This window comes from Streptomyces sp. NPDC026301 (assembly GCF_055567935.1).
Map to the genome: position 1 here is coordinate 25,410 of NZ_JBVHPN010000029.1, position 26,710 is coordinate 52,119.

The following is a 26,710-nucleotide window of genomic DNA, read 5'->3' on the forward strand; positions in this document are numbered from 1 at the left end:
GGCTGGGGGGTGAAAGCTCAGGGTCTCGCCATGCGGGCAGCGGCCGCGGGCGAGGGGGTGGGTTCCGGCCGCGGTGGGGTCCCGCGGCCGGCGTACGCGGGTCAGGCGGAACGGTCCAGGGCCCGCAGCGAGCGGTCCGTGATGGACCGGGCGCCGCGCCCTATGGCGATCGTGCCGGACTGCACGAGCTCCTTGATGCCGAACGGTTCCAGCATCTTGAGCATGGCTTCCAGCTTGTCGGCGCCGCCGGTGGCTTCGATGGTGACGGCCTCCGGCGAGACGTCCACGGTCTTGGCGCGGAACAGCTGGACGATCTCGACGATCTGGGAGCGCGTCTCGTTGTCCGCGCGGACCTTCACGAGGACGAGTTCGCGCTGGATGGCCGAGGACGGTTCCAGTTCGACGATCTTCAGGACGTTGACCAGCTTGTTCAGCTGCTTGGTGACCTGCTCCAGCGGGAGCGACTCGACATTCACGACAATGGTGATGCGTGAGATGTCGGGGTGCTCCGTGACACCGACGGCGAGTGAGTCGATGTTGAAGCCGCGGCGGGAGAACAGCGCGGCGATCCTGGCCAGGATACCCGGCGTGTTCTCCACCAGGACGGAGAGCGTGTGCTTGGTCATGTGCTCGGTCTCTTCTCTTCTGTCCTGGCCGGTCAGTCGTCTTCGTTGTCGCCGAAGTCGGGGCGCACCCCGCGGGCGGCCATGACCTCGTCGTTGGAGGTGCCGGCGGCGACCATGGGCCAGACCTGGGCGTCCTCGTGCACGATGAAGTCGACGACGACGGGGCGGTCGTTGATGGCGTTGGCCTTGGCGATCACGGCGTCGAGCTCGGCGGGGTCCTCGCAGCGCATCGCCACGCAGCCCATGGCCTCGGCCAGCTTCACGAAGTCCGGGCAGCGGGTGCCGAGGTTCGGCGTGTCGGCCGCCTCCGGGCCGGAGTGCAGCACGGTGTTGCTGTACCGCTGGTTGTAGAACAGCGTCTGCCACTGGCGGACCATGCCCAGCGCGCCGTTGTTGATGATCGCGACCTTGATCGGGATGTTGTTGAGCGCGCAGGTGACCAGTTCCTGGTTGGTCATCTGGAAGCAGCCGTCGCCGTCGATCGCCCACACGGGGCGGTCGGGCCGGCCGGCCTTGGCGCCCATCGCGGCCGGGACCGCGTAGCCCATCGTTCCGGCGCCGCCGGAGTTCAGCCAGGTCGCGGGCCGCTCGTAGTCGATGAAGTGGGCGGCCCACATCTGGTGCTGGCCCACGCCCGCCGCGTAGATGGTGTCTTCAGGGGCGAGCTGCCCGATGCGCTGGATGACCTGCTGCGGGGAGAGGGTGCCGTCCTCGGGCAGGTCGTATCCGAGCGGGTAGTTCTCGCGCCAGCGGTTCAGGTCCTTCCACCAGGCGGCGTAGTCGCCGGTGCGGCCGGCCTCGTGCTCGGCCTGGACGGCCACGATGAGGTCGGCGATGACCTCGCGGGCGTCGCCGACGATCGGCACGTCGGCCGTCCGGTTCTTGCCGATCTCGGCCGGGTCGATGTCCGCGTGCACGATCTTGGCGTACGGGGCGAAGCTGTCCAGCTTGCCGGTGACGCGGTCGTCGAAGCGGGCGCCCAGGGCGACGATCAGGTCGGCCTTCTGCAGCGAGGTGACCGCGGCGACCGAGCCGTGCATGCCGGGCATGCCCACGTGCTGCGGGTGGGTGTCGGGGAAGGAGCCCAGCGCCATCAGGGTGGTGGTGACGGGGGCGCCGGTCAGCTCGGCGAGCACCTTCAGTTCGGCCGTCGCACCGGCCTTCATCACGCCGCCGCCGACGTAGAGCACCGGGCGCTTGGCCTCGGTGATCATCTTGGCGGCCTCGCGGATCTGCTTGGCGTGCGGCTTGGTCACCGGGCGGTAGCCGGGCAGGTCGGTCTGCGGCGGCCAGGAGAAGGTCGTCTTCGCCTGCATGGCGTCCTTGGCGATGTCCACCAGCACCGGGCCCGGACGGCCCGTCGAGGCGATGTGGAACGCCTCGGCGATGGTCTTGGGGATGTCGGCCGGGTCGGTCACCAGGAAGTTGTGCTTGGTGATCGGCATGGTGATGCCGCAGATGTCCGCCTCCTGGAAGGCGTCCGTGCCGATCGCCGCGGAGGCGACCTGGCCGGTGATCGCGACCATCGGGACGGAGTCCATGTGGGCGTCGGCGATCGGGGTGACCAGGTTCGTGGCGCCGGGGCCCGAGGTGGCCATGCAGACGCCGACCTTGCCGGTGGCCTGCGCGTAGCCGGTGGCGGCGTGTCCCGCGCCCTGCTCGTGGCGGACGAGGATGTGGCGGACCTTCGAGGAGTCCATCATCGGGTCGTACGCCGGGAGGATCGCACCGCCGGGAAGGCCGAATACGGTGTCGGCCCCGACCTCCTCCAGGGAACGAATGAGGGACTGCGCGCCCGTGACGTGCTCGACGGCGGAGGCGGACTGCTGAGATCCGCCGGAACGGGCCCGCGGCTGCGGATGGTGGGCCCCGGTGGCCTGCTCGGTCATCTGCGTCTCTTCTCGGAGGTGAGGGTTTTGATGTGATTTGGCGGTGCTGGTGCAACAAAAAACCCCTCGTGCCGTCAGGCAAGCGAGGGGAGCGCGTCGGTGCGGTGCGCCGGGCTACTTCATGGCCCGGCTTCAGCCGACGCGCTGTCCAAGTACGAGAATTCGGGTGCGCATGGCTCTGACCTTCCCCCCGGCGCACCTGGAGTGTCAAGTGGGTGGGACGGGGGTCTCACTATTTGAGCGCAACGGGGGATGGCTGATCGCGTCGGGGCCGGCCGGTACCTCCCCCGCGCCGAGCCGTCGCGGCAGCTCTCCCAGCCGTCCGGCGCCGCCCGGCTCCCGGGGACCGAAGGCCCGCCGGGCGGCCGGCACGGTGCTGCTCAGCACCATCTCGCGCCCCTCGGGCAGCAGGCCGGGGAGGGGGTACGCGCCGATGCCGAGCGCGCGGCGCAGCCGGTGCTCGTCCAGCGGTCCGGAGAAGGCCATGCCCTGGCCGTGCGTGCAGCCCATCGCGCGCAGCGCGCTGACCTGCTCGGGCCGGTCCACGCCGTCGGCCACGGACTGCAGCCCGAGGTCCCCGGCGATCCGCAGCAGCCCTGCGGTGATCTTGTGCAGGCGCGCGGACTCCACGACGCCGTCGACCAGGCCACGGTCCAGCCGCAGTACGTCGATGGGCAGCCGGCGCAGTGCGCTGATGGCGGCGTATCCGCTGCCGAAGCCGTCCAGCGCGATCCGTACGCCGAGTCGGCGCAGGGCCGCCAGGCGGCGCTCCAGCTCGTCCAGCGGGATCCTCGGGTCGCTGTCGGACAGTTCGAGCAGCAGCGACCCGGACGGCAGGCCGTGCCGCGCGAGTAACGTCTCGATGCTGCGGGGCGGGAGCTTGCGGTCCAGCAGCCGCCGGGCGGAGAGCCGGACGGCGACGCAGACCGCGTGGCCCGCGTGGTGCCGCCGCGCGGCCTGTTCGACCGCCTCCTCCAGCTGCCAGCGGCTCAGCTCGGCGGTGCGCTCGCCGTCCTCGAGGGCCGCCTGGCCGCGTTCGCCGACCCGCAGGAATTCGGCGGGGGTGAAGAGGATGCCCTGTGCGGAGCGCCAGCGGGCCTGGGCGGCGACCGCCGTGATCCGGCCACTGGCGAGCTCCACGACGGGCTGGTGGAGCAGCGCGAATTCGCCGTCGTGCAGCGCCGCGCGCAGCCTTGTCGCGATCTCGGAGCGGCGGACCACGTCGGCCTGCATCTGGGGTGCGTACAGCTCCACGCGGCCCTTGCCGGCCTGCTTGGCGCGGTACATCGCCAGGTCGGCGTTGCGCATCAGGCCGGCCGGGGTGACGCCGGGCTCGGCGAAGGCCACGCCGATGCTGGCCGCGACCCGGACGTCCTGGCCGTCGATGCGGTACGGCTCGGACAGCCTGATCCGCAGCCGGTCGGCGATCTCGTGGACGCGGAACTCCCGGCTCGTACGGTCGCGGCTGCCGTCGCCCATGATGAGCGCGGCGAATTCGTCGCCGCCCAGGCGCGCGGCGATGTCGCCGGCCCGTACGGATTCGGCCAGCCTGCGTGCGGCCTGAACCAGCAGTTCGTCCCCGGCCTGGTGTCCGATGGTGTCGTTGACCTGCTTGAATCCGTCCAGGTCGATGTAGAGCACGGCCGTGTCGTGGTCGGAGGAGCGGCGGCCGCTGACGGCCTGGCTGACCCGTTCGGTGAACAGGGCGCGGTTGGGCAGGTCGGTGAGCGCGTCGTGCGAGGCGTTGTGCTGGAGCTGGGCTTGCAGGCGCACCCGTTCTGTGACGTCGCGGGAGTTGAAGATCAGGCCGCCTTCGTGGCGGTTGACCGTGGATTCGACGTTCAGCCACTGCTCGCCGCCGGGGCGGCCGTCGCCGGCCCGGAAGCGGCACTCGATGCGGGTGGTGGGCTCCGCCTCGGGGTCGGCGGCCAGGAACCGCCGTACTTCGTGCACCACGCGCCCGAGATCCTCGGGGTGGATCAGGGACGCCAGCTCGGAGCCGACCAGGTCCTCGGCGTCGCGACCGTAGACGCCGGAGGCGGCGGGGCTGACGTAGCGCAGCACGCCGGTCGGCGCGGCGATCATGATGACGTCGCTGGAGCCCTGCACCAGGGAGCGGAAGTGGTTCTCTTTCTGGGCCAGTTCCTGGGTGAGGGTGATGTTGTCCAGCAGCATGATCCCCTGGCGTACGACCAGGGCGAGCACGACCGTGCAGCCGGTGAAGAGCACGACGTGGTCGATGCGGCGGCCGTCCAGGACGTTGAGCAGGATGCCCAGGGTGCAGACGGCTGCGGCGAGGTACGGGGTCAGCGCGGCCAGCGACCCGGCGATCGGGCGGCTGCCGGGGGGCACGGTCGCGCGCCGGGTGGCGCGCGTGAAGGCGTCCCCGGCGGAGTCCCCGCTCCAGCGCGCGCTGACCCAGGGGGCGTACGCCATCAGCAGGGACGCGGCGAACCAGCCCGCGTCGAGGATGTGGCCGGAGCGGTAGCGCGCGTGCAGCAGCGGCGAGGTGAACAGCGCGTCGCAGAGCACGGTCAGCGCGAGCGCGGCGATGGCGGTGTTGACCGCGGAGCGGTGCGCCGAGGAGCGCTTGAAGTGCAGCGCGAGGACCAGGCTCACCAGGACGATGTCCAGCAGCGGGTAGGCGAGCGACAGGGCGCTCTGTGCGACCGTCTGGCCCTGGATGTGGGCGGTGCGGGCGAGTGCCAGGCTCCAGGTGAGCGTGAGCAGCGAGCCGCCGATCAGCCAGGCGTCCAGCGCCAGGCAGACCCAGCCGGCCCGGGTGACCGGCCGCTTGGCCAGCACCAGCAGCCCCACGATGGCCGACGGCGCGAAGAGCAGGAAGAAGAAGTCGGCGAGCGGGGAGTCGGGGTCGGTCACGCCGAGCACGACCTCGTACCATCCCCAGATGCCGTTGCCGATGCCCGCCATCGCGGAGGAGACCGCGAACAGGAGCCAGGCGGGTCGAAAGCGGCTGTGGTGCCTGCGGGCGTACAGCACACAGGAGACCGTGGCGGCCAGGGCGGCCGCGCTGAGTCCGAAGTCACCCATGATCAGGGCGAGTTTCTCCGAGCCCCAGCCGAACATGGCTCCCGTGGCATAACCGCCGCAGACGACGGCGAGCACGATCTGGGGCAGGCTGCTCGCGGGCCGCGGCCGGGCCGGCCGGGCGAGCACCGCGCCGGAGGCGGTCACCGGGCTCTCCCCCGCGCGGCCCACCGGCGTGGTCGTGGCGGGCACGGCCCGCGCTGCGTCCGTATGGTGGTGGGAACGCGCGGAACGCGCGTGTGCTCAGCGGTCCTCGTCTCGGTGGTGCATCGGCCGTACATCGCCCGTCGCCCCCCTCGGTTCCGGTCGTTCGCTGCGCGCCGCCACGTCCCGGCGCGGGTCCCCGTTCGGGACGATACACCAGTTCCGTCACACAGGGACATAGTCGCTCTACGGAGCGTGACTGGCAGGCGAGTTGGTCGCACAGGACGCAGTCGTACGACTCCGTAGAGCTACGCGCAACCCGTCAGTCGGCGGTGGTGATGACGTTCCGGAGAGGCTCGCCGGCCGCGAAGAGCCGCAGTTGATCACGGAGAAGCCGCTTCGCACGGGGCAGGAAGGCAGTACTGGGGCCACCGACGTGCGGAGTGATGAGCACGCCGGGAGCGTGCCACAGGGGGTGAGTGGCAGGCAGCGGTTCCGGATCGGTTACATCGAGTGCTGCCCGGAGCCGTCCCGACTCCAGTTCGGCGAGCAGCGCCTTGGTGTCGACGACGCCCCCGCGCGCGATGTTGACAAGCAGCGCGCCGTCCTTCATGCGGGCCAGGAAATCGGCTCCGACCAGGCCACGGGTGTCTTCGGTGAGCGGCGTTGCCATGATCACGACATCGGCGTCGGGCAACAGTGCGGGCAGCTCCGCGAGTGGAAGCACGGGACCGCGCACGGTGTCACGAGCGGTGCGCGCAATGCGCGCCACCCGCGCACACTCAAAAGGCGTGAGCCGGTCCTCGATAGCACTTCCGATCGAACCGTAACCCACAATGAGGACGGACTTGTCGGCCAGCGAATCACGGAAGCCCTGTCGCCACTCCCCCGCGTCCTGGGACCGCACGAATGCGGGGATGTCGCGGAGCGCGGCGAGAATGAGCGTGAGGGTGAGCTCGGCGGTACTCGCATCGTGCAGGCCGCGCGCGTTGCACAGCTTGGCACCGGCCGGCAGCCCGGGCACGGCGGGCAGCATGTGCTCGATGCCGGCCGTGAGGGTCTGCACGACGCGGACGTTCGCCATTTCCGGGAGCGGCCGCAGGAGCTGGTCGACGGGCTTCATGTAGGGGACGGCGTAGAAGGCGCAGCGGGCGGGGTCTGCGGGGTATTCGGGGCCGGCGTCCCAGTGGACGTAGGAGAGGTCCGCGGGGAGCCCGTCGATCTCGGTGGCGGGGATGGGGAGCCAGACGTCGGTGGCGCGAGTGGTGTCTGCGGAAGCCATGGCCCGAGGCTATGCGAAGAGTGCCCGTCATCAGACGTTAGTTTGGTCAGCGCCCTTGACCGGGGCGAGGGGACGGAGGCACGACCAGGTGGAGCGCAGGACAATCGGTGCGGCGGCGCTCGAAGTGGGCGCTATCGGGCTCGGCTGCATGCCGATGAACTGGGGGTACACCGCGTCGCAGCAGAACGGGGAGGGCTCGGTACGGACCGTGCACGCCGCGCTCGACCGGGGCTGCACCCTGCTGGACACCGCCGACATGTACGGCCCTTTCACCAACGAACTGGTACTGGGCCGGGCGCTCAAGGGGCGCCGGGACCAGGCGTTCCTCTCGACCAAGGGCGGGCTGCTGGTCGGCGACCAGCACATCGTCGCCAACGGCCGCCCCGGATACGTGAAGCGGGCCTGCGACGCCTCGCTGCGCCGGCTGCAGACCGACCACATCGACCTCTACCAGCTGCACCGCTCCGACCCCGAGGTACCCGTCGAGGAGACCTGGGGGGCGATGGCGGAGCTGGTGGCCGCCGGGAAGGTGCGCGCACTGGGGCTGTGCGCCGTGGGCGCGCGGGCTCCCCGGCGCCGCGGCGCCCGTACGCACGACCTCACGCTGCACCAACTGGAGCGCGTCCAGCAGGTGTTCCCGGTCAGCAGCGTGGAGGCGGAGCTGTCGGTGTGGTCGCCGGACGCGCTGGAGGCGCTGCTGCCGTGGTGCGAGACGCGCGGCGTGGGCTTCCTCGCGGCGATGCCGCTGGGCAACGGCTATCTCACCGGCACGCTGACGCCGGGCCAGGGCTTCGAGCCGGAGGACCTGCGGGCCCGGCACCCGCGCTTCACGGCGGAGATGATGGCCGCCAACCAGCCGGTCGTGGCGGGGCTGCGCCGGGTGGGCGCGCGGCACGGCGCGACACCGGGGCAGGTCGCGCTGGCGTGGGTACTGGCGCAGGGCCGGCACGTGGTCCCGATACCGGGCACGAAGAAGGAGCGCTGGGCCACCCAGAACGCCAAGGCCGCCGCGCTCCGACTGACCCACCACGACCTCGCGGAGATCGCGTCCCTGCCACCGGCACGGGGGTCTTGGGACTGATCCGGCGCGGGGGCGTGGGACTGGCCCGGTGCACGTACGGGGCCCGGTGCACGTACGGGGCCCGGTGCACGTACGGGGCCCGCGCGCATACGGGGCGATTCGAACGCTCCGCTCCCCCCGACCGGGGGTTACCCCGGAAGCGGGTGCGGGAACCGTCGGGTGGCGGGGGGCTGCATGTGGTGTGCTGGTGGCCGCCGCCGATGAGAGGACGCCCGCCGTGCCACGCCGTACCGCGACCGCCGCGTTGACCGCCGCCGCCCTGCTCCTGGCGGCGGGCTGCTCCTCGGGGGGTTCTTCGGGCGGTCCCTCGGGCGGTGACGGTGGTACGGCGGGGACGTCCGCCGGACCCTCGCGCGGCGGCAGCGCGTCGCCCGCGCCGCACCGCACTCCCCCGGCGGCCCCCGCGAAGGGCTCGGTGAAGGTGGTCTCCACCCTCACCACCGGCCTCAAGTCCCCCTGGGGCGTGGCCCCGCTGCCCGGCGGCGACCTCCTCGTGGCGTCCCGGGACACGGGGAAGATCGTCGCGGTGGACGGCAAGAGCGGGAAGAAGACCGAGCTGGGCTCGGTGCCCGGCGTGGCCCCGGACGGCGAGGGCGGGCTGCTGGGCCTCGCGGTCTCCTCGACGTTCGGCGCCGACCACCTGGTGTACGCGTACTTCACCACCGCGTCCGACAACCGCATCGCCCGCATGCTCTACGACGACAAGCGCCCGGCCGGCGACCAACTGGGCGCCCCCGACACGGTGTTCAGGGGCATTCCCAAGGGCCGTATCCACAACGGCGGGCGCATCGCCTTCGGCCCGGACAAGATGCTGTACGCCGGCACGGGCGAGACCGGCGACGGCGAAGAGGCGCAGGACAAGGACTCGTTGGGCGGCAAGATCCTGCGGATGACGCCGGACGGCGAGCCGGCGCACGGCAATCCCTCGGCCGACTCCGTCGTCTATTCGTACGGCCACCGCAACGTCCAGGGACTGGCCTGGGACGCCGACAAGCGGCTGTGGGCGTCGGAATTCGGCCAGAACACCTGGGACGAGCTGAACCTGATCCGGCCGGGCGGCAATTACGGCTGGCCCGACGCCGAGGGGAAGAGCGGCGGGGGCTCCTCGTACGTACAGCCCGTCGAGCAGTGGCGTACCGCGGACGCCTCGCCCAGCGGGATCGCGTACGCCAAGGGGTCGGTCTGGATGGCCGGGCTGCGCGGCGAGCGGCTGTGGCGGATCCCGCTGCGGGGCACGGAGCCCGTGGCGAAGCCGCAGGCGTTCCTGGAGAGGAAGTACGGGCGGCTGCGGACGGTCGTCCCGACCGGGGACGGCGGGCTGTGGCTGGTCACCAGCGAGACGGACAAGCGGGGCACGCCGGAGAAGGGCGACGACCGCATTCTCCGGCTGAAGATCACATGATGCCCTTTTTGCCCCGCGCGTGCCTACACTGACGGCACTGACGGCAGTGGGCAGGACGCCACGCCGAGTGAGCAGGACGCCACGCAGGGGGTCGCCATGTTCAACCTCGCCGAAGAGCTCTTCGCGCCGGGCCGCAAGCACACCGAGGACGAACGGCAGAAGCTGTCCCTGGTGGTCGAGGACATCGGCGACGCCGACCCGGGCCGCGGCCCGATCGACCTCGCCTCCGGGCGGGTCGTCGTCCATCCGCCGCGCCCGGCTCCGTGACGGGGCCGCGACGGCCTGCGCGGTGAGCCGGGCCGCTCGGTCTCAGGCGGACTCCGCGTCCGGGAAGAGCCGCAGCCGGTGCGCCAGGGCGCCCGCCTCGCCGCGCCCCGAGACGCCGAGCTTCGCCAGGATGTTGGAGACGTGCACGCTCGCGGTCTTGGGCGAGATGAAGAGCGCGTCCGCTATCTGGCGGTTGCTGCGCCCCACCGCGACCAGCCGCAGCACGTCCTGCTCGCGCGGGGTGAGCCCCAGCGAGCCGGCGGTCGCGTCGGCCGTCGAGGCGGCGGTCGAAGCGGCGGGCTCTGCTGCCCGGTCCCCGGTCGGCGCGGAAAGCACGGGCGTCGACGGCGGGGGCGTCGACGGCGCGGGCATCGACGGCGTGGGCACCGGCGTGAGGCCGCCGGATCTTCGTCCGTCCGGCCCGTCCGGCAGCGTGATCCGGGCCCGCAGCGCGAGCCGGTCGATCTCCAGGGCCAGCGGGCCCGCGCCCATCCACCGCGCCGCGGCCCGCGCCTCGGCGAGCAGCACCGTCGCCGCCTCGCGCTGCTCGCGGGCCGCCGGGCCGCAGGTCAGCAGCGCCTCCGCCCAGCGGTGGCACGCCCAGGCCAGCTCGTACGGCCGCTCGACCCGGCGGAGCGCGGCGACCGCCTCGGCCCAGCGCTCCGGCGCCGGCCGCCCCTGCGCCCGGCACAGCTCCGCCTCGGTCAGCCGGCCGTACGCCTGCCACACCGGGACCGGGCGGGGCAGCCCCTTCACCACCGCCGCCAGCCGGGCGAGCAGCTCCGCCCGCCCCTCGGCCGCGGCGGGCAGCCCGCGGGCGTCCGCCTCCGCGGCGGCGGCCCGCCACAGCAGCGGCCAGCCGAAGCTGTACGTGTCGAGCGGGAACCCGGCCGCCAGCAGCGGCTCCAGCACCTCCCGGGCCGCGGCCGCGCCCTCCCGGTGGACGGCTATTTCGTAGGCGAAGCGGGTCATGGGGACCGTGTACTGGGGTTGGTTCTCGTAGCTGCCGAAGTCGCGGCGCGCTACGGCCAGTTCCTCCGCGGCCGTGCCGAAGTCGCCGCGGCGCAGCGCCAGGTCGGCGTGGCGGGAGGCGGCCAGCGCGCGGGTGCGGCTGCCCAGGGCGAGGCGCCGGCAGTCGGCGGCGGCCGCCGCGGACTCCGCCCAGCGGCCCAGTGACATCAGGCTCTCGGCGAGATTGCCGTACACCCAGCTGCGGGAGTCCTTCAGGCCGAAGTGGTCGGTCATGGCAAGCCCGCGCTCGGTCGCGGCCACCGCCTCGGCGGAGCGGCCCACCGACTCCAGGTGCGAGGGGAGGTTGGAGAAGCCGCGCGCGACGACGGCCGAGTAGCCGCGCTCCAGCGCCCGGTCCAGCGCCGCGCGGAAGCCGGCCAGGCCGCCGTCCACGTCGCCCGAGGAGACCTGCAGGCCGTACAGCGTGAGGCGGGCGTTCAGCTCGACCTCCTCCTCGCCGACCAGGCAGGCGAGCTCCACGGCCCGCTCGGCGGCGGTGAAGGAGTCGGGCCCCGGGGCGTGCAGTGCGCCCCAGGCGGCGGCCTGCGCCAGTACCGCGGCGTGCACCGGCGACGGCGGCAGCCCGCGCACCAGCTCCTGGGCCGCGCTCAGGTCGGCCCAGCCGTCGCCGCGGCCCGTGCTCTGCGCCAGCCGGGAGCGCTGGGTGAGGAACCACGCCTCGCGCAGCGGGTCGTGCTCCCTCGCGAGGGCGCGCAGTGCCCGCTTGGTGACCGTGTAGGCGCGCTCGCGGTCGCCGGAGAGCCGGGCGGCCACCGCGATCTCGGCCAGCAGGTCGAGATAGCGCAGCGCGTCGTCGTCGCAGCCGCTGGCCGGGTAGGCCTCGGCGCAGTCCACGGGGCGGACCGCGAGCCGGACGTCCTTGGGCACCTCGTCCCACAGCTCCAGGGCGCGGTCCAGCAGCCGCAGCTGCTCGGCGTGTGCGTGCCGGCGGCGGGCGGTGACCGAGGCGGTGAGCACGGCGGGCAGTGCCTTGACGGCGTCCCTGGCGTGGTACCAGTAACTCGCCAGGCGCGCGGCGCACGCCTCGGCGCGCACCAGGCCCGGATCGGCCTCCAGCGCTTCTGCGTACCGGCGGTTGAGGCGGGTGCGCTCCCCGGGGAGCAGGTCGTCCTGGACGGCCTCGCGCACCAGGGCGTGCCGGAAGCGGTAGCCCGTGCCGTCGCTGGTGGGCACGAGGGTGTTACTGCCGACGGCGACCCGCAGCGCCTCGATGAGGTCGTCCTCCGGCAGGCCCGCGACGGCCGCGAGGAGGTCGTGCTCGACGGTGGAGCCGCCCTCGGCGGCCATCCGGATGACCCGCTGGGTGTGCTCCGGCAGCGCCTCGACGCGGACGAGGAGGAGGTCGCGCAGCGAGTCGCTGAGGCCGGGGAGCGTGCCGTCGTGGATGCTGCAGGCCAGCTCCTCGACGAAGAAGGCGTTGCCCTCGGAGCGCTCGAAGACCCGCTCGACCAGGGCCTCTTCGGGCTCGCTGCCGGTGATCCCGGCCATCTGGGAGCGGACCTCGTCGCGGGTGAACCGGGCCAGCTCGGCGCGCCGGACCGTGCGCATGCGGTCGACCTCGGCGAGGAAGGGGCGCAGCGGGTGGCGGCGGTGGATGTCGTCGGAGCGGTACGTCGCGACCAGCAGGACGCCGGCGTCGTGGAGGGTGTGCAGCAGATAGCTGAGCAGCTCGCGGGTGGAGCGGTCGGCCCAGTGCAGGTCCTCGATGAGGATGACGAGGCTGCGGCCGCGGGCGAGCCGCTCCAGCAGCCGGGCGGTCAGCTCGAAGAGGCGGGCGCGGCCGTGCTCGTCGTCGCGCGACTCGCCCGGGGCCTCGCCGAGCTCGGGCAGGATGCGGGCCAGCTCGCCCTCCTGGCCTCCGACGGCGGCGGCCAGCTCCTCGGGGAGGCGGGCGTTCAGCGTGCGCAGGATCGCGGAGAAAGGGGCGAACGGCAGGCCCTCGGAGCCGATCTCGATGCAGCCGCCGAGGGCGACGAGCGCGCCGGTGGCCCGGGCGGCCGCGGCGAACTCCTCGACGAGCCGGGTCTTGCCCACGCCCGCCTCGCCGCCGACGAGCAGCGCCTGCGGCTCGCCGGCGGCCGTGGTGCGCGCGAGCGCGTCGCCCAGCAGGCTCAACTCGCTGCCGCGGCCGACGAACACGCGACTGACGGACCTGGTCTCCACGTCGCAGAGCATCGCACAGGGGTCTGACAATCCGGCACCGAGTTTTGCGGTCACCGGGCCGCCTCCGTAAGCGGTCACCGGGCCGCCTCCGTGAGCGGTCACGGGCCCGCGTCCGTAAGGCGTTCGGTCCTTATGCCGCGGCCCGGCGGCGGGACCGTACGCCCCGGCCCCACCTGCTCACCCGCCCTTCGGATGCGTTGCCGGCGGACTGCGCGGCGCTGCGTCCCTCGGCGGCCTGGCGGGCCAGCCGGTCGCGGTCGGCCTCCCGGCGCAGTTCCTCGGCGCGGGCGCGGTGCTGGACTTCGTAGTAGAGCATGACGTCTCCTGGACGGCCGCGGGAAGCGCGTTCCCGCGGCGGCTGACGGTACGTCGTCAGCCTGGCCGCCTCAGGAGGTGCGCCGCATCGGGCAACTTCCCGATCTCCACGGCCGGAGGGGCCTTAGATCCGCTGCCGTGTCTCATGCCGCGGATCTAAGGCCCCTCCTGTATGCCGTCATGCGGGCTCTCCTCAGGAGGAGCCGCCGGCGCTGAGCTTCGGGGCGGACGCGAACAGGTCGAGGTACATGCCGCCGGCGACCACCAGGCCGATCACGGCGAGCGCGAAGCCGGCCCAGGCGACGGCCCGGACCCAGACGGTCTGCGGGCGGCGGAGCAGGACGACGCCGGTGACCACGAGGGCCAGCAGGGCGAAGATCCCGTTGACGAGGGCCGTGGTGTGCCAGGGGGCGGTGTAGACGGCGGCGATCTGGTCCCGGGTCTTGCCGGTCTGGAGCTTGATCTGGCCGAGGACGGTCTGCCGCTCGGCGAGGACGGTGCCGGCCCAGGTGCCGGTCAGGGAGGCGAGGCCGAGCGCGGCACCGACGACGGCGCCGGCCCCGGCGGCGATGGAGCGGCGCGCGGATGCGGGCTGCTCGACGGCGGGCGCGTCCTCGGTGAAGCTCTCGTCCGCGCCGGTCTCCTCGGTACCGGCGGTGGTCTCCGGGGTGCTGTCCTCGGGGGCGTCCGCCGGCTTCGTGTCCGCCGCCGCGTCCCCGGTGACCGGCTCGGTCTTCTCGGTGTCGTTCTTGGTCGTCGTGGTAGCCATGGGCGCGACCGTAGGGGCCGCGTCTGAGAGTCGTATGAGAGAGCGGGCCGACACCGGATGACGAGCGCGGGAACGGCGTCCGGACGGCCCGGTCAGCGGCGTACGAGGGGCGCGTCCGCCGCCTCCCGCGGCTCGGGGACGAGGACCTGCGGGGCGGCGTCCGCGTACTCCTCCGGCGGTTCGATGCTGAGGCGCGGCAGCCGCCGCTCCAGCCAGCCCGGCAGCCACCAGTTCGCGCCGCCGAGCATGTGCATCAGGGCCGGTACGAGGAGCGTGCGCAGCACGAAGGCGTCCAGGGCGACCGCGGCGGCCAGTCCGATGCCGAACATGGCGATCGTCCGGTCGCCGCTGAGCACGAAGGCGGAGAACACCGCGATCATGATGACCGCCGCGGAGTTGATCACCCGGCCGGTCTCGGCGAGCCCGACTCGTACGGACCGGCAGTTGTCGTGCGTGCGCCGCCACTCCTCGTACATCCGGCTGACCAGGAAGACCTGGTAGTCCATGGAGAGGCCGAAGAGGACGGAGACCATGATCACCGGTAGGAAGGGCTCGATCGGGCCGCCGCTGCCCAGGCCCAGGAGTTCGCTGCCCCAGCCCCACTGGAAGACGGCGACGACGACCCCGAAGGCGGAGGCGACGGCGGCGACGTTCATGACCGCGGCCTTGAGCGGGATGCCGATCGAGCGGAAGGCCAGCAGGAGCAGTACGGACCCGAGGGCGACGACCACGCCCACGAAGAGCGGCAGCTTGCCGACGATCACGTCGGCGAAGTCGTCGTAGCCGGCGGTCACGCCGCCGACGTCGACGTGCAGCGTGGCGGCGTCGGCGGCGTTCGGCAGCACGTCCGTGCGCAGCCGTTCGACCAGGTCCGAGGTGTCCTTCGACTGCGGTGAGCTGTCCGGGACGACCGTGATCACGCCCGTACTGCCGCTGCCGTCGAACTCCGGGCCGCTGACCTGCGCCACGCCGGGTGTGGCCCGCAGCCGGTCCGGGAGGCCGTCGAAGGCGAGCCGGTCGCCGGCGCCGTCCAGGTCGCCGACCAGGGTCAGCGGCCCGTTGAAACCGGGGCCGAAGCCCTCGGCCAGCAGGTCGTACGCCTGCCGGGTGGTCGAGGAGCGCGGGTCGTTGCCCTGGTCGGAGGTGCCCAGGTGCAGCCCGAGGGTGGGCAGTGCGAGGACGAGCATGACGACGGCGGCGAGGCCGCCGAGCAGCTTGGGGTGGCGTTCGACGAAGCCGGACCAGCGGACGGCGAAGCCGGTGGGCTGCTCGGGGCGCGGCCCGTCGGCGGCGAGCCGGCCGCGTTCGCGCCGCCCCAGTACGCGCGTCCCGATCAGCCCCAGGAGCGCGGGCAGCAGGGTGACGGAGGCGGCCACGGTGAGCACGACGGTCAGCGACGCGGCGAGCGCGACGCCGTTGAGGAAGCTCAGCCGCAGGACGAGCATCCCGAGCAGGGCGATGCACACGGTCGCCCCGGCGAACACCACGGCCCGTCCCGAGACGGCCACCGCCTTCTGCGCGGCCTCGGCGACGCCCATCCCCGCGCGCAGGTTCTTGCGATGCCGGGTGACGATGAACAGCGCGTAGTCGATGCCCACGCCGAGCCCGATGAGCATGCCGAGCATGGGCGCGAAGTCGGCCACGGTCATGGCGTGGCCGAGCAGGCCGATGCCGGCCGAGGCGGTGCCGACCGCGACGACGGCGGTGATGATCGGCAGCAGGGTCGCGGCCAGTGATCCGAAAACGAGGAAGAGCACGACGGCGGCCGCCGCCAGGCCGAGGGCCTCGGCGAGATGGCTCTGCGGCGCTTCGGTGAGGCCGATGCCGGCGCCGCCGAGCGCGACGGTGAGGCCGTCCCCGGACGCGGCCCGCGCGGTGTCCACGACGGCCTGTACCTGCTTCGGGTCCAGGTCGTCGGTGGGCGCGTCGAAGGCCACCGTGGCGTAGGCGGTGCGTCCGTCCTCGCTGACGCGCTGTGCCGCCCCCTCGTCCGCCGGGGCGCCGGCCCGCGTGTCGTACGGGCCGTCCACGGAGGCGACGCCGGGCAGGTCGGCGATCCGGTCCAGGGCCGGGCCCATCCGGTCCCGTACCGCGTCCGCGCGCACGGTCCCGGAGTCGGTGTGCCACACGAGGGTGTCGCTGTCCCCGGACTGTCCGGGGAAGGCGTCCGCCATCCGTTCCGCCGCGCGCCCGGACTCCGTACCGGGGACGTCGTAGTTGTTCGAGTACGAGGAGCCCAGTGCACCGGCTGCCGCCACGACGCCCGCGAGGACGGTGAGCCACAGGACGATGACCAGGGCGCGGCGCTTCAGGCACCACCGGGCGAGTGCGGTCATGAGGGCCTTCGTCTGCTTCCCGGTTTGTGCGTCGAACTCCGGGGTCACCGGTGCTGCCGAGCGCGGGACGGGCGGGGGATGGCACGGGCCCGCCGCCTGCCGACGAAGGGGCGGCGGGCCCGCATCCCAAGAGAGTGACAGCCCGAAAAGATCCTTTGACCCCTTTGTGTACTTCCCCACAAAGAAGCGAAGGATCGGCGTCCGCGCGTTTCAGCCCGTTATGGACTCCGCCCCGTTCTCGATGTGGCCCATCAGCCGGCGGCGGAACGTTTCGTCCTCCGTGACCGTGACGTTTAGGTCGTACCAGCCGTGGTCGCGGTCGGCGGAGTGCGCCAGCGTACGGGTGCGCCCCGCGGGCAGCTTCACCGTGCGCGGCGCCGCACCGGAGTACGCCAGCGGCGCCAGCGTGACGGTCAGACCCCCGTCACCTCCGTTGACGAGCGTCAGATGGATCTCCCGCCGCCCGGCGTCCAGATGCGTGCTCACCTTCAGTCCGGCCGCCGCGCCCGCCCCGGTCCCGGCGAACTCCCGCCGGAAGCCGTTGGGCCCGGTGAGGTGGAAGTCGTACGCCTGCTCCCGGACCGGTACGTCCCAGCCTGCCTTCCCCCGTACGTCGCGGTGCTGGGGCGTGGCGTATTCGCGCGCATACGGGTACAGCGCGAGGTGCGCGGCGGCCGCGCCCGTATTGCGCAGCGCCAGCCGGAAGTGCCCGGCCGCCGGGTCGTAGGCGCCGTCCGCGTCGGGCTGGTACGGCAGCGGACGGGCCGGGCGCGTGCCCTCCTCCGGCCGCGGCAGCCGCTGCTCGGCGGGCGGCCTGGGGCTCCACCGCCCGGTGAAGGGCGGGATCGCGCCCGGCTGGTCGACGGCCGGCTGCCTGCGGCCGCGCGAGAAGTCGAAGGCGCTGGTCAGATCGCCGCAGACGGTGCGCCGCCAGGCGCTGATGTTCGGCTCGCGGACCCCCGTCCAGCGCTCCAGGAAGCGGGTGATCGAGGTGTGGTCGAAGACCTGGGAGCAGGCGTAGCCGCCGACCGTCCAGGGCGAGATCACCAGCATCGGGACGCGGATGCCGAGGCCGGTGGGGCGCCCGTCCCAGTACTCCTCGTCGGTGCCGGCGGGCGCCACGGGCGGCGGGACGTGGTCGAAGAAGCCGTCGTTCTCGTCGTAGGTGAGCAGCAGGACCGTGCGCCGCCAGACCTCGGGGTTCTTCCCGAGGGCGTCGAGGACCTTGTACACGAGGGTGGCGCTGGCGATCGGCGAGGAGGAGCCGGGGTGCTCGGAGTCGGCGGCGGCCGGGACGAGGTAGCTGACCTCGGGGAGGGTGCCGGCGGCGACGTCCGCGGCGAAGGCGGTGGCGGTCGAGCCCGGCTCGCCGCGCCGCAGCGCGCGCTCGAACAGGCTCCGGTCCGCGCGCGAGAGCGCCTTCACGCCCTCCTCCAGCAGCCCCTGCAGCCGCTCGCGCTCCGCCGCGTCGGCGTCCGCGACCTTCGCGTAGAAGGCCGTCATGTTCTGGATCTTCGCGTCCCCGACCTTCGCGAGCGCCTTCTTGGCGACGGCCTTGAAGCGCGCGTAGAACTCCAGGTTGTTGTCCGTGAAGTTGTCCCACTCCTGGTAGACCCGCCAGCTGTGGCCGGCTTTCTCCAGGCGCTCGGCGTACGTCGTCCAGTCGTAGCCGGGGTGGGTGTCCTCGTCGTACGCGTCGTTGCCGACCGCCCGCTTGCCGTCCGGCTCGAAGCCGGTCCAGCCGCTGACCAGATGGTTGCGGTTGGGGCTGGTGGAGGAGTGGATCGAGGAGTGGTACGCGTCGCAGACGGTGAAGGTGTCGGCCAGCTCGTAGTGGAGCGGCACGTCCCGGCGGTCGTAGTGCGCCATCGTGGCCGCGGTCTTGGCGGCGACCCAGTTGTCCATCCAGCCGCCGTGCCAGGCCCGCGAGCCGCCGTCCCAGCCGTGGTCGAGGGCGCCGATGTACTGGAGGTCCTTCTTCTGCGCGGCCGCGGCCTCGCGCACGGAGAAGGGCAGCACGGAGCCGGTGCCCGTCGCGGCGGGCTGCTCGAAGACGCTGCGGCCGGCGGGGATGCGGATCGCGTTGCGGTCGGCGTAGCCCCGTACGCCGCGCAGCATCCCGAAGTAGTGGTCGAAGGACCGGTTCTCCTGCATCAGGACGACGACGTGCTCGATGTCGTCGAGCCCGCCGTCCGTACGGTCGGGCCGCGCCGCGTCGGCGGCCAGTGCCTGCTGCAGCGAGGGCGGCAGCAGCGACCCGGCGGCGGCCGCGCCCACGGCCGCCGCGCCAACTGCCAGTACCCGTCTGCGCGTTGTCTCCGGTGCCACGCGTTTCCTCCAGTCGTCCCCAATGGTCCGCCATCGGCCCATTGATGTGGTGCGTCGGGGACGATAGAAGAGACGCGTGGCCCGCGATAGGTATCGCGGTGACATCTTTCGGAACAGCGGGCCACGCTCACCGCGCCGGACCGGTCACTTGCCGATGCCGGCCGCCAGTCCGCGGACGAAGTGCCGCTGGCCGATCAGGAAGATCACGATCATCGGCAGCGCGGCGATGGTCAGGCCCGCGAAGAGCACCGGCCAGTCGGAGTTCAGCCGCCCCGCCATGTCCGCCAGGCCCACGGGCAGCGTCTTGAGCCGGTCGTCGGTGATGAAGACCAGCGCGAAGGCGTACTCGTTCCAGGCGAAGAGCGCCTGCAGGACGGCGGCCGAGGCGAGGATCGGGCGGGCCATCGGGACGACCACCCGCCAGAACGTCTGCCAGCGGCTCGCCCCGTCGATGTACGCCGCCTCCTCCACCTCCACCGGCTGCCCCAGCAGATAGGCGCGGATCAGGAAGGTGGTGAAGGGCACCTTGAAGGCGGTGTAGAGGACGATCAGCGCCCAGTACGTGTCGTAGATGCCCAGCGCCTGGAGCAGCTGCGAGAGCGGGACCAGGGCCACCGTCGGCGAGAGCATCATCGCGCCGAGCACCAGCAGCAGCGCCGGCTGCGAGCAGGGGATGTCCAGGCGGGTGAGGCCGTAGGCGGCCCAGGCGCTGATGAGGACGACGGCCAGCACGCTCGCGGAGGTCACCAGCACGCTGTTGAGCAGGTAGCCGAGCACGCCCTGCTGCCAGGCGTCGGCGTACGTCGACCAGTGTGGGTGCGCGGGCAGCCCCCAGGGATCGGCGAAGATCTCTCCGTTGGTCTTCAGGCCCGCCAGCGCCATCCAGCACAGCGGGTAGATCACCGCGACGGCGAGCGCGGCCAGCGCGCCGTAGGCCAGCACGCGCACGGCGACGGGGCCGAAGCGGGCGGGGGCGCGCCCCGTGGGGGACGTGGCCGGTTCCGGTGCCGTACGGGCGGTCCTGCCGAGGGTGAGGGTCATACGGCGACCGCCTTTCTGCGCGAGTGGAGCAGCTGCAGGGCGCCGGCGGCGAAGGTGATGAGGAAGATCACCGTGCCGATCGCCGCGGCGTATCCCATGTCGTCGCCGGTGAAGGCGCTGGCGTAGAGCCACGTGCCCAGCACCTGGCTGGAGTTGGCGGGGCCGCCGCCGGTCATCACCATCACCTCGTTGAAGACCAGGAAGGCCCCGGAGACGGTGAGGATGATCAGCAGGGTGGTCATGTCGCGCACCATCGGCACGGTGACGTGGAAGAAGGTGCGGATGCGCCCCGCGCCGTCCACGGTCGCCGCCTCGTACAGCTCACGCGGTATCCGCTGGACCGCGACGGTCAGCAGCATCGTCGTGTACCCGAACGACTGCCACTGGCTCATGTTGATGACGCCCCAGATGGAGGTGGCGGTGTCGCCCAGCCAGTCGTGCTGGAGGCCACCGAGCCCGACCGCGTCCAGGGCGCCGTTCACCAGGCCCGCGTCCGGCTGGTACAGGAACTGGAAGAGCAGGCCCGCGACGGTCATGGAGACGGCCGCCGGGATGAAGTACACAGCGCGCAGCACGCCGCGCAGCCGCCGCCCGATCAGCTCCTCCAGTACCGCGGCGAGCACCAGCGCCGCGCCGACCTGGAAGACGACCGAGGTGAGCGCGTAACAGACGTTGTTGAGCAGCGCGTGCCAGAAGACCGGGTCCTGCAGGGCCTGCCGGTAGTTCTCCAGGCCGACGTAGCGCATGCCGGGCTTGAAGACGCTGAACTTGAAGAGGCTGAGCCGGACGTTCTCGACGATCGGGTAGTAGACGAACAACGCGATCAGTGCGAGCGCGGGAGCGGCGTAGAGGGCGTGCCCGATGCGGCGTCGTGTCACTGGTGCACCTCCTTCGGGGGCGGTCGGGGCGAGCGGGGTTCAGGGCCGGACGCCGAAGCGGCGGGCGTTCTCGGCGCCGCGGCGCACGGCTTTCACGGCCTGCTCCGGGGTGGTGTTCCCGCCGAGTACGGAATCGGCGGCCGACAGGTACGGATTGACGACCTTGTCGTCGGCGCGGGTGTCGAGCCAGACGGAGATGTCGTGGCCCGCGATGGTCCGCTGCGCGCCGGCCAGCCCGGGCAGCCGCGCGGCGTCCGCCGTGCCCTTCACCGCGCTCAGCCAGCCCAGCTCCCGCACCATCGCGCGGGCCCGGTCCCGGCTGGTGAGGAACTTCAGGAAGTCCACGGCGAGCGCCTTGTGCGGCGAGGAGTTGGAGACCATCAGGCCGTCCACGCCGCCGGCGATGGCGCGCGGCGAGCCCTTCGCGCCGGGGACCGCGGGCATCGGGAAGAAGTCCCAGTTCTCCGAGTACGCCTTCGGGGCGCCGCCGCTCTCGTCCAGGTACGAGAACTCCAGCGTCTCCAGATACTGCATGGCGGCCTTCCCGTACAGCATCCGGGCCTGCGCCGACTCGTGGCTGATGCTGGTGCCGCCGGCGGGCATGCACCGCTGCCGCAGCCGCGCCAGGTCCTTGAACGCGCGGACGTATCCCGGGTGGGTGAAGGCGCCGGCTCCCCCGTCGTAGTCCTTGGCCAGCACGTCGGCCGGCACTTCCATGGCGTTGAACTGGGTGAGCAGGTGCCCGGCCGGCCAGCCGTACTGGTTGCCGAACGCCAGCGGCGTGTATCCGGCCTTCTTGATCCGGTCGCAGGCGGTGAGCAGTTCGGGGAAGGTGCGGGGGATGCGTCGCACCCCGGCCTTGTCGAAGATCTTCTCGTTGTACGCGAAGACCTTGGCGTCCATGTCGAGCGGCACGCCGTACCGCCGCCCGCCGTAGGTGAAGGCGCGCAGCGCGTCGCTCTCGAAGCTGTCGCCCCAGCGGGTGCCGTCGAGCTGCCCGGTGAGGTCGGCGGCGAGCCGTCCGTCGGCGAACTTCTGCGCGTACCGCCCCGGCCAGGCGAAGTAGATGTCGGGCAGCTCGCGGGAGGCGGCGAGCACCGCGAGCCGGTCCTTGTACGGCTGGTCGCCGACGGCCTGGAGGTCGATGGTGACGCCGGGGTTGCGCTTCTCGTACGCCCGGACCGCCGACTTGAAGTACGGGGCGTACTCGGGGTCCGCCCACTTCTCCAGGACGGTCAGGTGGCCGTGGGGCTTCCCGGCGAGGCGGAAGTCGTCGGCGGTGACCTGTACGGGGGCCTGGCCGCAGCCGCTGAGCAGCGTCAGCAGTACGGCGAGCAGGCAGCCGGCGGCGGCTGCCGGGGTGCGGCGCATCGGCTCTCTCCTGGGTTGGTCGGTTCAGGTCCGGGCGGGGAGGGCGAGGGGGTGGCCGAAGGCTCCGGGGGTGGTGCAGACCTCGGCGGCGTAACCGGCGGCCCGGCCGGCGGCGTCGGCCAGGGTGCGGCCTTCGTGGAGCGACACCAGCAGGGCCGCGATGAAGGAGTCGCCGGCGCCGAGGGTGTCGGTGGCGGCGACCGGGACGACGCTCTGGTGGTGCACCGCCCCCTCGTACGACACCAGCGATCCGCGGGCGCCGCGCGTCACCACGGCCAGCCGCGGCCCGGCGCCGCGGACGCGCTCGGCGAGCGCGGCGGCCTCCTCGTCCCCGGCGTCCGGCCGCGAGAAGACGGCGCCGTGCACGTGCGGCAGCAGCGGCGCGGCGTAGGACCAGGGCCGGTCGGAGAAGTCGAAGCTGACCGGGCAGGCCGCGGCGAGCGCGGGCAGATGCGGCTCCAGGCGGCTGCAGTCGCCGGTGTGCAGCAGGTCGAAGCCGGCCAGCCAGGCCAGGTCGGCGGCGTCCGGCGCGAAGACCGAGACGGTCTCGTCGCACTCGCCGAAGGTGCGGTTGCCGTCCGCGTCGAGGTGGACGGTGGCGTACGCGTTGGGCCCTTGGGCCGTACGGGCCCGCTCGGTGCGGACGCCCTCGGCGGCGAGCGCGGCCCGTATGTGCGCGCCGGCCTCGTCGGTACCGGTGACGCCCAGGTACCCGGCGTCGGCGCCGAGCCGGGCGGCGTGCACGGCGACGTTGAGCGCGTTGCCGCCCGGGTACATCAGGCCGCGCTGGGGGTAGCGGTCGACGACATTGTCACCGACTCCGCAGATGCGCATGGGGGTTCCTTACGGGGGAGCTGCGGGGGAACGGGTACGGGACGGCCCGGTGCGGCACCGCACCGGGCCGGGTCTCGCGCGGGGGTTCCGGGATCAGTAGTCGACCTGGAACATGTAGCGGCGCTTGTCCAGGTCGTGGCCGCGCACCGACTCGTAGTGGCGGGCGAGCCGGGTGCCGAAGACGTCCAGCGCGATCGGCGTGATGTCGCCGCGCACCTCCTCCGGGACGCCGGGCAGCGAGAAGATCCGCGAGTCCACGTAGTGGGCCTTCTTGGTGTACTTGTCCAGGAAGGTCTTGGCGCGCTCGGCCATCGGGCGGGTGGTGTCCTCGCCGAGGAAGAGGATCACCGGCTGGTCCTCGGTGACCACCTCGAAGGCACCGTGGAAGAACTCACCGGCGTTGTAGCTGCCGCCGTGCTTCCACTGCATCTCCATCAGGTAGCACATCGTGAAGCCGTAGCCGGCACCGTAGTTGGGCCCGGCCGACAGCACGTACGTCACGTTCTCGTCGGCCAGCGCGGTGGCGATGGCGGCGGCCAGCTCCTCCCCCTCTTCCTGCGCCTTGTGCAGCGCCTCGGGCAGCGCCTCGTACGCCGTGCGGATCGCCGCGTAGTCGCCCTCGGCGCCGGTCTTCTCCAGCAGCGCGTACACGAGCTGCCCGAACAGCACGCCCTTGGGCGCGACGACGGTGTCCTCGCTGCGGTAGGTGAACGCGGTGTGCGCGGCCTTCGCGAGGGGGCTGTCGGCGCTGCGCGTGAGCGCGGCGACCTTGGCACCGGCGCCGCGCGCGTACTCGGCGGCCGCGACGGTCTCCTTGGTGGTGCCGGTGTGCGAGGACACCAGGACGAGCGAGCCCTCGCCGAGCAGCGCGGGGCGGCGCAGGTTGAACTCGTCGCTGTTCATGTGGAAGACGGGGAACGAGGCCCGGGTCTCCAGCAGGAAGTGCGCCGGGTAGGCGGCGGTGAGCGAGCCGCCGCAGCCGACGAGGAAGACGTTGCGCAGCCCGCCCGCGACGACCTCGTCGACGAACGTGCGCGCGGCCTCGTTCTGGCTGAGGGCGAAGGACACGGCCTCCTTGAAGTCCTCGGTGATCGGCTGGAGGGGCAGGGATGCGGTAGTCACGCGGTTCCTTTCCTGAGCGGTTGCGGGGTGGGGCGGAGTGATGCGGGGTAGTGTGGTGCGGGTGGCTCGGGGCGGTGCGACGCGGGCCGTTCCCGGGCAGCCCGGGGCAGCCCGGGGCAGCCCGGGACACGGTTGAGAACGTTCTCAACCCAGCGCGAGGTGGGCGATTGGGAACGTTCTCACTCGCGGTGTTGGGAACCTTCCCACCGCCAACTCCCCGCCGTCAATCCCCTGTCGCGACCCGATAGCCTGACGACGCCATGACGACGAACCGACGCAAGCCCGCAGGCCGCCCCGCGACCCTCCCCGACGTCGCGCGCGAGGCGGGCGTGTCCCGCTCCACCGCCTCCCGCGCGCTGGCCGACTACGGCTCGGTCAGCCCCGAGGCACGCGAACGCGTACGGGCCGCGGCCGAGAAGCTCGGCTACCGCCCCAACCTGCTGGCCCGGTCCATGATCACGGGACGGACGCACACCCTCGGCGCGATCGTCGCCGACATCCAGAACCCGTTCTTCGCGGGCGTCACCCGCGGCATCACCGACGCGGCCCGCGCCGCCGGGTACCAGGTCCTGCTCGCCAACACCGACGAGGACGTCGCCGCCGAGCGCGCCGCGGTGAAGATGCTGCGCGACAAGCACGTCGACGGGCTGATCGTCGCCCCGGCCGCCACCACCGAGACCGCCCACCTGGCGGCCGCGCACGCCGCCGGCTGCCCCGTCGTCCTCCTCGACCGCCAGGCGCCCGGCCTCCCCGCCGACTCCGTCACCGTCGACAACCACGGCGCAGCGCAGGACGCGGTACGCCGCCTGCTCGCCGCGGGCCACCGCCGGATCGCCCTGGTCAGCCTGCTGGGCAGCGCGCCCGCGACGCCTGCGGGCGCCTCCGCCGATGCGCCGGGCGCCGGGGCGGCGGCCACCGACCAGGTCCCGGACGCCGCCCCCACTGACCCGGTCTCCACCGACCCGGCCTCCACCGATCCGGTCTCCACCGACCCGGTCTCCACCGGCCTGGAACGCATCGAGGGCTATCGCACCGCCCTCCGCGAGGCCGGCCTCACCGACACCGACACCTACCTCCGTACCGGTACGTTCCACCGCGAGGACCCGGCCGACCTGACCGCCGAGCTGCTGTCCCTCCCCGAGCCGCCCACCGCCGTCTTCGCCACCGACAGCATGATCGCCCTCGGCGTCCTCTCCGCCGCCCGCGACCACGGCCTCCGCGTCCCCGAACACCTCTCCGTCGTCACCTTCGACGACACCGACTGGGCCCGCGCCGTGCGCCCCCGCGTCAGCGTCGTGGCCCAGCCCGTCCAGGAACTCGGCGCCCGCGCCGTCCACACCCTCGTCTCCCGCATCGAAGGCGCCACCCGTCCCCCGGAACACATCGTCCTGGACACGGAATTCATCGAACGAGAGTCGATCGCCCCGCCTCCGGAAGCCTCCCGCTGACCCACCCACCGGAGAAGTGACGGCCCCGAAACTCCATCGCTCCCGGCCGCCTCAGGGCCTACTCTCGCCACATGCCCGGTCACGCGAGAACCTGCTACGTCTGCCTCACAAGTCTTGCTGCGGCGGCCCGGGTTACCGCCCCCGCACCATGGCCGAGGTACGCCAGCGACTCGCCCACGCGGCGACCGGGCGAGCCCCTCGCCCACGCACTGGTGCGCCAGGAGCTCCCCGGCAAGTCGTGAGGCCGGGAAACCGCTCGGCCCCGGCGCTGGCCTTCACGTCGGTGTCAAGGTCTAGCGTCTCGGATGAACCAGGGAGGAGTCGCCGTGCGGATCGGGGAACTGGCCGAGCTGGCCGGGGTGAGCACGCGGTCGCTGCGTTACTACGAGGCGCAGGGACTGCTGAGGGCCCGGCGGGCTGCCAACGGCTATCGCGAGTACGGGGGCGAGGACCTGCGGATGGTGCGGGAGATCCGCTCGCTGCTGGATCTCGGCTTCGGGCTGGAGGAGACCCGGCCGTTCGTCGAGTGCCTGCGCGACGGGCACGAGACCGGCGACCGCTGTCCCGACTCGATCGCCGTCTACCGGCGCAAGCTCGCCGAGCTGGACGCGTGCGCGGCCCGTCTCGCCGAGGTACGCGAGCACGTCGCCGCACAACTGGAGCGGGCCGTCGAGGCCCGGGCCGCCGCTCCGCGCTGCGAGTTCTCCCCCGAGTTTCCGGATGATCCCGACCGGCCCGCCCGAGAGCGAAGGACGCGCGAATGACCACCACCGAACCCGCCGTCGTCACCGTCACCGACGACACCTTCGACCAGCTGGTGCTGCGCAGCGCGCGGCCCGTCCTCGTCGAGTTCTGGGCGCCCTGGTGCGGTCCGTGCCGGCAGCTGGCGCCGGTCCTCGACCAGATCGCCCGCGAGGAGGCCGGCCGCCTGACCGTCGCCAAGCTCAACACCGACGAGAACCCCGCCACGATGGTCGCCTGCAACGTCCTCGCCGCGCCCACCCTGCACGTCTACCGCGGGGGCGAGCTGGTGAAGGAGATGGTCGGCGCGCGGCCGAAGCGGCGGCTGCTGCAGGACCTGGAGGACGTCCTGCCGCACGTCGACGAGACGGATCTCCTGCGAGCCGGTCGGTGAGCGAAGAGCCGTAGATCGATGCCGTCGTGTTCGATGTGCTCGACAGAGGGGCGGGGGCAACCGGGGGGGGGTGACCCTCCGTTCACATAGCGAGAGAGGGGGGGACCCCCCCCCCCCCACCTCCCGTGTGTGGGTGAGGTGGAAGAGAGTGCGGGCAAACACATCCACCTCCAGGGCAAACCTCTCGCGGGGGTTTACC

20 protein-coding genes are annotated in these 26,710 nt (G+C 72.6%); 6 read left to right on the forward strand and 14 right to left on the reverse strand.

The window, feature by feature from the left end:
- Positions 1-101: 101 nt before the first annotated feature.
- The 4 genes from ilvN to ACZ4MH_RS32340 form a co-directional block, all read right to left on the reverse strand.
- Complete coding sequence (gene ilvN / locus ACZ4MH_RS32325) at positions 102-626, reverse strand: acetolactate synthase small subunit (protein ID WP_351590040.1); 525 nt, start codon at positions 624-626, stop codon at positions 102-104.
- 32 nt (positions 627-658) lie between these two features.
- Complete coding sequence (locus ACZ4MH_RS32330; RefSeq protein WP_351590038.1) at positions 659-2,515, reverse strand: acetolactate synthase large subunit; 1,857 nt, start codon at positions 2,513-2,515, stop codon at positions 659-661.
- Between the two features lie 207 nt (positions 2,516-2,722).
- Entirely contained in the window at positions 2,723-5,710 is a 2,988-nt protein-coding gene (locus ACZ4MH_RS32335) for a putative bifunctional diguanylate cyclase/phosphodiesterase (RefSeq protein WP_467754826.1), read from the reverse strand.
- Between the two features lie 319 nt (positions 5,711-6,029).
- Positions 6,030-6,989: a 2-hydroxyacid dehydrogenase gene (locus tag ACZ4MH_RS32340; protein ID WP_351590036.1), complete on the reverse strand. Its 960-nt coding sequence runs from the start codon at positions 6,987-6,989 to the stop codon at positions 6,030-6,032.
- Between the two features lie 88 nt (positions 6,990-7,077).
- On the opposite strand from ACZ4MH_RS32340, the gene ACZ4MH_RS32345 reads away from it, so the two are divergent.
- From ACZ4MH_RS32345 to ACZ4MH_RS32355, 3 genes are all read left to right on the forward strand, one after another.
- A complete protein-coding gene (locus tag ACZ4MH_RS32345) occupies positions 7,078-8,070 on the forward strand; it encodes an aldo/keto reductase (protein WP_351590033.1) in 993 nt (330 codons plus the stop codon).
- A 217-nt stretch (positions 8,071-8,287) separates the two neighbouring features.
- Complete coding sequence (locus ACZ4MH_RS32350) at positions 8,288-9,472, forward strand: PQQ-dependent sugar dehydrogenase (RefSeq protein ID WP_351590030.1); 1,185 nt, start codon at positions 8,288-8,290, stop codon at positions 9,470-9,472.
- Positions 9,473-9,568: 96 nt separating this feature from the next.
- The gene (locus ACZ4MH_RS32355; RefSeq protein ID WP_351590027.1) at positions 9,569-9,739 is read left to right on the forward strand and encodes a DUF6191 domain-containing protein; all 171 of its coding nucleotides are present in this window, start codon (positions 9,569-9,571) and stop codon (positions 9,737-9,739) included.
- Between the two features lie 42 nt (positions 9,740-9,781).
- Here ACZ4MH_RS32355 and ACZ4MH_RS32360 read toward each other — a convergent pair whose 3' ends face one another.
- The 10 genes from ACZ4MH_RS32360 to ACZ4MH_RS32405 all read right to left on the reverse strand — a co-directional run bounded on the left by ACZ4MH_RS32360 (position 9,782) and on the right by ACZ4MH_RS32405 (position 23,928).
- Positions 9,782-12,946, reverse strand: coding sequence for a helix-turn-helix transcriptional regulator (locus ACZ4MH_RS32360; protein WP_351590024.1), 3,165 nt, complete (start codon positions 12,944-12,946; stop codon positions 9,782-9,784).
- Between the two features lie 118 nt (positions 12,947-13,064).
- Entirely contained in the window at positions 13,065-13,250 is a 186-nt protein-coding gene (locus ACZ4MH_RS32365) for a hypothetical protein (protein WP_351590021.1), read from the reverse strand.
- A 192-nt stretch (positions 13,251-13,442) separates the two neighbouring features.
- Positions 13,443-14,018, reverse strand: a complete 576-nt coding sequence (locus ACZ4MH_RS32370) for a hypothetical protein (RefSeq protein ID WP_351590018.1) — start codon at positions 14,016-14,018, stop codon at positions 13,443-13,445.
- Between the two features lie 92 nt (positions 14,019-14,110).
- A complete protein-coding gene (locus ACZ4MH_RS32375; protein WP_351590015.1) occupies positions 14,111-16,354 on the reverse strand; it encodes an MMPL family transporter in 2,244 nt (747 codons plus the stop codon).
- A 210-nt stretch (positions 16,355-16,564) separates the two neighbouring features.
- Positions 16,565-18,682: a phosphocholine-specific phospholipase C gene (locus ACZ4MH_RS32380; protein WP_351590012.1), complete on the reverse strand. Its 2,118-nt coding sequence runs from the start codon at positions 18,680-18,682 to the stop codon at positions 16,565-16,567.
- 144 nt (positions 18,683-18,826) lie between these two features.
- On the reverse strand, positions 18,827-19,723 hold the full coding sequence (locus ACZ4MH_RS32385; protein WP_351590010.1) for a carbohydrate ABC transporter permease: 897 nt from the start codon (positions 19,721-19,723) through the stop codon (positions 18,827-18,829).
- Positions 19,720-20,601 carry a carbohydrate ABC transporter permease gene (locus tag ACZ4MH_RS32390; RefSeq protein ID WP_351590007.1) on the reverse strand — a complete coding sequence of 294 codons (882 nt, stop codon included), beginning with the start codon at positions 20,599-20,601 and terminating at the stop codon, positions 19,720-19,722. The genes ACZ4MH_RS32385 and ACZ4MH_RS32390 overlap by 4 nt, the downstream gene beginning before the upstream one ends.
- A 39-nt stretch (positions 20,602-20,640) precedes the next feature.
- The gene (locus ACZ4MH_RS32395) at positions 20,641-21,972 is read right to left on the reverse strand and encodes an ABC transporter substrate-binding protein (RefSeq protein ID WP_351590004.1); all 1,332 of its coding nucleotides are present in this window, start codon (positions 21,970-21,972) and stop codon (positions 20,641-20,643) included.
- A 24-nt stretch (positions 21,973-21,996) separates the two neighbouring features.
- Complete coding sequence (locus ACZ4MH_RS32400) at positions 21,997-22,806, reverse strand: PfkB family carbohydrate kinase (RefSeq protein WP_351590001.1); 810 nt, start codon at positions 22,804-22,806, stop codon at positions 21,997-21,999.
- 93 nt (positions 22,807-22,899) lie between these two features.
- Positions 22,900-23,928, reverse strand: a complete 1,029-nt coding sequence (locus tag ACZ4MH_RS32405) for an SIS domain-containing protein (protein ID WP_351589998.1) — start codon at positions 23,926-23,928, stop codon at positions 22,900-22,902.
- A 260-nt stretch (positions 23,929-24,188) separates the two neighbouring features.
- Here ACZ4MH_RS32405 and ACZ4MH_RS32410 point away from each other — a divergent pair, with 260 nt between their 5' ends.
- The 3 genes from ACZ4MH_RS32410 to trxA all read left to right on the forward strand — a co-directional run bounded on the left by ACZ4MH_RS32410 (position 24,189) and on the right by trxA (position 26,511).
- On the forward strand, positions 24,189-25,376 hold the full coding sequence (locus tag ACZ4MH_RS32410; RefSeq protein WP_351589995.1) for a LacI family DNA-binding transcriptional regulator: 1,188 nt from the start codon (positions 24,189-24,191) through the stop codon (positions 25,374-25,376).
- 326 nt (positions 25,377-25,702) lie between these two features.
- A complete protein-coding gene (locus tag ACZ4MH_RS32415) occupies positions 25,703-26,140 on the forward strand; it encodes a MerR family transcriptional regulator (protein WP_351589992.1) in 438 nt (145 codons plus the stop codon).
- A complete protein-coding gene (gene trxA, locus ACZ4MH_RS32420) occupies positions 26,137-26,511 on the forward strand; it encodes a thioredoxin (protein ID WP_351589989.1) in 375 nt (124 codons plus the stop codon). The genes ACZ4MH_RS32415 and trxA overlap by 4 nt, the downstream gene beginning before the upstream one ends.
- Positions 26,512-26,710 lie beyond the last annotated feature (199 nt).